The sequence below is a fragment of the Campylobacter concisus genome (assembly GCA_002092835.1).
Classification (GTDB): Bacteria; Campylobacterota; Campylobacteria; order Campylobacterales; family Campylobacteraceae; genus Campylobacter_A; species Campylobacter_A concisus_K.
Window position 1 is genome coordinate 1 of record LVWL01000022.1, and the last position, 6,068, is coordinate 6,068.

The following is a 6,068-nucleotide window of genomic DNA, read 5'->3' on the forward strand; positions in this document are numbered from 1 at the left end:
AAAAAATATATTTTAAAAACCAAAAATTTTGGCTCAAATTTTACTAAATTTAAAAAGAATTTATAAAAATTTGCTTAGCAATTATTAAGTTTAGCTTAAAGCCCATTTAGATAAAATCCTTAATCGTTCTTTTATCGTAAAAAAGACAATTTGATATAAGGAAAAACAATGAGCGATATCATCGCATACAAACTAAATGGCGAAATAGTCGATACTCAAAGTATCGCAGGGCGTGAGAGTAGTGCTGAGCCTGTCTATTTCGACAACTCAAAAGAGGCACTACACGTTATCAGGCACTCCTGTGCACACCTCATGGCACAAGCTATCAAATCACTCTATCCAAAGGCGAAATTCTTTGTCGGACCAAATGTAGAAGATGGATTTTATTATGATTTTAGAGTTGATGATGAGGGCACGAAGCTAGGCGAGAGCGATCTTGCAGCGATCGAAGATAAGATGAAAGAGCTTGCTGAGAAGAAATTTGACATAGTTAAAACCTGCTCAACCAAAGCTAATATGAGTGAGAAATTTAAAAACGACGACTTAAAACAAGAGGTCTTAAAAAGAATTCCAGATGGCGAAGTGAGCAGCTACGCACAAGGCGATTTTGAAGACCTTTGCCGCGGACCACATGTGCCAAATACTAAATTTTTAAAATTCTTCAAGCTTACACGCGTGGCTGGCGCGTATCTTGGCGGCGATGAGAGCCGTGAGATGCTAACTAGAATTTACGGTACAGCTTACGCAGACAAAGAGAGCCTAAAAGAGCACATCCGCATCATCGAAGAGGCTAAAAAGCGCGATCACAGAAAGCTTGGCGTTGAGATGAAGCTATTTACATTTGATGAAGAAGTGGGTGGTGGTTTGCCTATCTGGCTACCAAATGGCGGACGCTTAAGATCAAAACTAGAGCAACTTCTATACAAAGCTCACAGAGATCGCGGCTACGAGCCAGTGCGTGGGCCAGAGCTTTTAAAGGCTGACGTGTGGAGAAGAAGCGGTCACTACGCAAACTACAAAGAAAATATGTACTTTACAACGATCGATGAGACAGAGTATGGCATCAAGCCGATGAACTGCGTTGGCCACATCAAAGTTTATCAAAGTGATATCAGGTCTTACCGTGACTTGCCGCTTAAATTTTTTGAGTACGGCGTCGTACATCGCCATGAGAAAAGTGGAGTACTTCACGGACTTTTCAGGGTTAGAGAATTTGCACAAGATGACTCACATATCTTTTGTATGCCAAGCCAGATCAAAGAAAATATCTTAGAAATTTTAAAATTTGCTGGCACGATAATGGAAAATTTTGGCTTCCACTATGAGATGGAGATTTCAACCAAGCCAGCCAAAGCTATCGGTGGCGATGAAATTTGGGAAACTGCTACAAAAGCGTTAAAAGAAGCTCTTGATGAAAACGGTTTTAAATACGGCATCGACGAGGGCGGCGGCGCATTTTATGGACCAAAGATCGACATTAAGATAACTGACGCGCTTAAGAGAAAGTGGCAGTGCGGCACGATACAGGTTGATTTTAACTTGCCAGAGCGCTTTGACCTTGGCTACATCGACGCAAACAACGAAAGACAGCGCCCTGTAATGCTTCACAGAGCACTGCTTGGCAGTTTTGAGAGATTTATAGGAATTTTACTTGAGCACACTGCTGGCGAGCTACCATTTTTCATAGCTCCTACGCAAGTCGTCATCGTGCCTATTAGCGACGCGCATTTAGACTACGCAAAAGAAATTTCACGCGAGCTAAGAAAGATCAACGTCGATAGCGAGATCGCAAGTAAAAATGAGAGTTTAAATAAGAGAATAAGAACGGCAGAAAAACAAAGGGTGCCTATGATAGTCGTGCTAGGAGACAACGAAGTAGCGAACAAAAGTGTTGCGTTGCGCGACAGACAGGCTAGGACGCAGAGCGATATGAGCTTGGCGGAATTTATAAATTTAACGAAGGAGAAACTTAGTGAGGTACATTTTTGAGTAAGGAAAATGAAGTATTGCTCAATGAGGACATAAGGGCGAGAGAGGTAAGATGTGTAGGGGATGATGGCACAGCATACGGTGTCATCTCAAGAGATGAGGCTTTAGAGATCTCAAATAAACTTGGGCTTGATCTAGTGCTTATAGCGCCAGACGCGAAGCCGCCAGTTTGCAAGATAATGGACTATGGCAAATTCCGCTATCAGCAAGAGAAGAAGCAAAAAGAGGCCAAGAAAAAGCAAAAAACCATCGAGATAAAAGAGATAAAACTCTCTGTCAAGATCGCCCAAAACGATATAAACTACAAGGTTAAACACGCAAGCGAGTTTTTGCAAGATGGCAAACATGTTAAATTTCGTGTATTTTTAAAGGGTCGCGAGATGAGCACCCCAGAGGCTGGAGTAGCCATGCTTGAGAAGGTCTGGGAGATGATCAAAGATGAGGCTGATCGCGACAAAGAGCCTATAATAGAAGGTCGTTATGTAAATATGCTTGTAACTCCAAAAAAGGGTTAAATTTTCACAAAGAGCAGGCTAGGGCTTGCTCTTTTTCATTAAATTTTTAATACAAAAACTTACAAATAACTATTTCTCAAAAATTCTATCATTTTTATATCTGCTAAATTTACGCAAGGGCGTTTGCCGGGCTGATGTGGCTTGTGGTTAAATTTTGCAGGATGAATTTAGGCGTGGCTTAAATTTAGTGGATTTTGATTTTTGCTTACTGGGATTTAATACTTTGACATCACTTGTATAGACGTTGTGCTGAAAATAATCTAGACAAATTGACTTTCTTGCGAGTTTGTAAATTTAAGTGTTTGCGTGGGTGTTTGAAACCAAATTTTGTCTAATTACAGGCTAAATTTGGTAAGAAACTCGATTGTTTGTAGCTTAAATTTATAAAAGAGAATTTAGACTGGGTGAGCATAAATTTACTAAATTTTTATAAGCCATTTCTTGGCAAAAATCAAATGCCCTATAATCTGCTTGGATAAAATTTAGTGTTTGCTCATTCTCTGCCAGGACTTCTTCATTTTGCCTTGCTATATCGATACCAGCTAACACTATAAAAATTTCTCGCTCGCAACGCGCTTGCTACAAATTTCTTCATCTTTAAACAGCCACACATAAACATACCACTCGTGTAATCAAGCAAAAAGCATCCATGGCAAAAACTTTCAAAGTTGTTGCACAAACCTCGCCACTCCACCATTTGCCACCACACCAGCTTTTTTGACAAATTTCTATTAAATGCTCTAAAAATAGTAATCTGCTCGCCACCTTAGTATCAATATTTTAAATTTAGGCGAGCTTCAAATCTACATCTATCACACCACCGCGAATTTGTCAAAACGAACGCTGTATAAAATACTTCAAACTAGCGTAAATTTGATAGTTTGTCAGTAAAATTTGTCATACAAAAGACAAACTCTCTTTTAGCTAAAAGCCCAAAATTATTTCATATTGATTTACGTCCAAATTTAACTTGGACGTAAATTTATAGAGCTAAGAGCAAAATTAGCCCTACACATACCCTTGATCTATCATCGCGTCGGCCACTTTTCTAAAGCCCGCGATATTTGAGCCAAGCACCAGATTTCCCTCGTCGCCAAACTCCTTGCTAGTCTCGTAGCTAAGCTCAAAGATGTGATTCATGATGCCGTGTAGTCTGTGATCTACCTTTTCAAAGCTCCACGCGTTCATGCCGGCGTTTTGCATCATCTCAAGGCCCGACGTGCCCACGCCGCCCGCGTTTGCCGCCTTTGCCGGAGCGAAGTAAAAATCCTTTTGCGCTAGCATGAAATTTATCGCATCAAGCGTGCTTGGCATATTTGCGCCCTCAGCCACGAAGCGGCAGCCATTTGCGTAAAGCACTTTTATATCAGCTAGGTGAAGCTCGTTTTGCGTCGCACATGGGAAGGCTCCGTCGCATGGAACGTCCCAGACGCCGTTTCTGCCCTCTTTGTACTCGCTTACGCTTACGTATTTTGCGTTCGGTCTAAATTTGACATATTCGCTAAGGCGAGCACGTTTTACTTCTTTTAGCTCTTTAAGTACGGCTAGATCGATGCCCTCCGCGTCGTAAACGTATCCGTTTGAATCAGAAACCGTGATAGGTAGTGCACCTACTTGATAGAGCTTTTCTACCGTGTATATGGCGACGTTTCCGCTACCGCTGACGCTGCACTTTTTGCCCTCGAGGCCAAGGCCCGCTTTTTGCAGCATATTTTGTGTGAAATATACCAGCCCGTATCCGGTCGCCTCCGTGCGCGCTAGGCTGCCGCCCCAGTTTAGGCCTTTACCCGTTAGTATACCGTCAAATCTGCCCGTGAGCTTTTTATACTGCCCAAACATATAGCCGATCTCGCGCGCGCCCACGCCGATGTCGCCTGCCGGTACATCTACGGTGTTGCCGATGTGGCGGTATAGCTCGCTCATAAACGCTTGGCAAAAGCGCATTATCTCGCCCTCGCTCTTGCCTTTTGGATCAAAGGTGCTGCCGCCTTTTGCGCCGCCTATATTTACGCCCGTGAGCGAGTTTTTAAAAATTTGCTCAAATCCTAGAAATTTTAGTACGCCAAGATCGACGCTAGGATGCAGTCTGATGCCGCCTTTATAGGGGCCCACGGCTGAGTTAAACTGCACGCGGTAGCCGTTATTTACCTGCGGTCTGCCGTCGTCGCCCGTGTACGTGACGCGAAAGATTACCGTACGCTCGGGTATCACGATACGCTCTAGAATCGCGTGTTTTTGGTACTTGCTCTCTCTTTTTATAAGCGGCTCGAGGCTGTTTAGCACCTCGGTCGCAGCCTGGACAAAGACGCCTTGACCCGGATTGGTCTTTTTTATCCACTCCATCGTTTTTTCGATGTACTCGCTCATTTTGGCTCCTATTCGTCAAATTTTTGTAGTTGAATATTAACTCTCCTAGAAAAAATTTTTATTTAAATTTATTTTTATATTTTTATTTTAGGCGATAAGCGTTACATATCGAAACTAAATTTATAAAAAGTAGTTTTTGTTTCGATCACTAGGATAAATTTATAAAAGAGATTTTAGGCTAAGAAGCCTAATTTTGCTAAATTTCATATGCCATCTCTTGCCAGAAAAGAAGAGCTCTACCATCTGCTTGGACAAATTTTAGGATTTGCTCGGTTGATGGCATAGCTTTATCATTTAGTCTTGCTATATTGATGTTAGCAAGCGCTATAAAAAATTTCTCAAAGTCACTTGCGACGCACCTACCGCAAAGCTCCTCATCTCCAAAGAGCCATGCATAGACCGCGCCACTCGTACAATCAAGCAAAAATATCCACGGATCACCCACGGCAAAGACTATCAAATTTAAAGGGCGATCCTCGCAGCTCCACCATTTGCCGCCGTACTCATCTACGCTATTTAGCCGTACTAGCTCACTCGCGTAGTCGCCTCTGGAGCCAAATTTGACATTGCAAATTTCAAAATTTCCAAGGTCAAATTTGCTTATTAACTCTAAAAATTTAGCTGGAAAATTTACGCCAAGAGCTTCTTGTGTGTTTTTAAGTGCTTGTGTGGTAGCTTTAACATCATTTTGAAGCAAGAGTCTCATGTCAGTCATACCCTCTTGCTCTAGTGGCAAGAAAATTTGATCTAACTTTTGAGCTATCTGGTTTAACTTTAAAAACATATCAGTCCTTTAATCTGTTAAATTTTGGCAAATTTTATCAAATTTAACTCGGTGTGCTTTTAATTTTGACCCATTTGTCGCCAAATTTAGACCATAGTCTTCATAAATTTGTATGATACTTCCATAAAATCAAAGAGAATTTACCTTGTCTTGTTTCGTTTTTCTCTTTTTGATTTTATAAAATTTCCATAAGCCCCTGCTTCATAAAAAAGTGTTTTACACTGTTCTTAAGATTTAGGGCTTATGGGTTAATGTTTCGATTAAAAATCTTAGTGCTTGACACTGAATACAAGAAAGAAACATAACCTAAATTTTATTCAGGAGTATCAAAAATGAAAAAAGCGTTTTTTTGTGGTGTTGATGTTTCTAAAGATAAAATCGACGTTTGTTTTTTAACTTCTATCACGAGTGAG

Annotated in this window: 4 protein-coding genes; 2 read left to right on the forward strand and 2 right to left on the reverse strand. The window is 41.1% G+C overall.

The annotated features are described in order from the left end of the window. Positions 1-168 precede the first annotated feature (168 nt). Both A3835_08110 and A3835_08115 read left to right on the forward strand, forming a co-directional pair. Positions 169-1,989, forward strand: a complete 1,821-nt coding sequence (locus A3835_08110; protein ORI06428.1) for a threonine--tRNA ligase — start codon at positions 169-171, stop codon at positions 1,987-1,989. After that, a complete protein-coding gene (locus A3835_08115; protein ID ORI06429.1) occupies positions 1,986-2,504 on the forward strand; it encodes a translation initiation factor IF-3 in 519 nt (172 codons plus the stop codon). The genes A3835_08110 and A3835_08115 overlap by 4 nt, the downstream gene beginning before the upstream one ends. 1,008 nt (positions 2,505-3,512) lie before the next feature. On the opposite strand, the gene A3835_08120 is transcribed toward A3835_08115, so the two are convergent. Together A3835_08120 and A3835_08125 are read right to left on the reverse strand one after the other, a co-directional pair. Continuing rightward, on the reverse strand, positions 3,513-4,871 hold the full coding sequence (locus A3835_08120; GenBank protein ORI06430.1) for a glutamate dehydrogenase: 1,359 nt from the start codon (positions 4,869-4,871) through the stop codon (positions 3,513-3,515). Between the two features lie 196 nt (positions 4,872-5,067). Further along, positions 5,068-5,655 (reverse strand): endonuclease, encoded by a 588-nt coding sequence (locus tag A3835_08125; protein ORI06431.1) that lies wholly within the window; start codon positions 5,653-5,655, stop codon positions 5,068-5,070. Between the last annotated feature and the right edge of the window lie 413 nt (positions 5,656-6,068).

What these genes read in the sequence shown, in the direction of transcription:
- A3835_08110 (ORI06428.1), top strand. Translation starts at nt 169, where the DNA reads ATGAGCGATATCATCGCATACAAACTAAATGGCGAAATAGTCGATACT.
- A3835_08120 (ORI06430.1), bottom strand. Translation starts at nt 4,871, where the DNA reads ATGAGCGAGTACATCGAAAAAACGATGGAGTGGATAAAAAAGACCAAT.
- A3835_08125 (ORI06431.1), bottom strand. Translation starts at nt 5,655, where the DNA reads ATGTTTTTAAAGTTAAACCAGATAGCTCAAAAGTTAGATCAAATTTTC.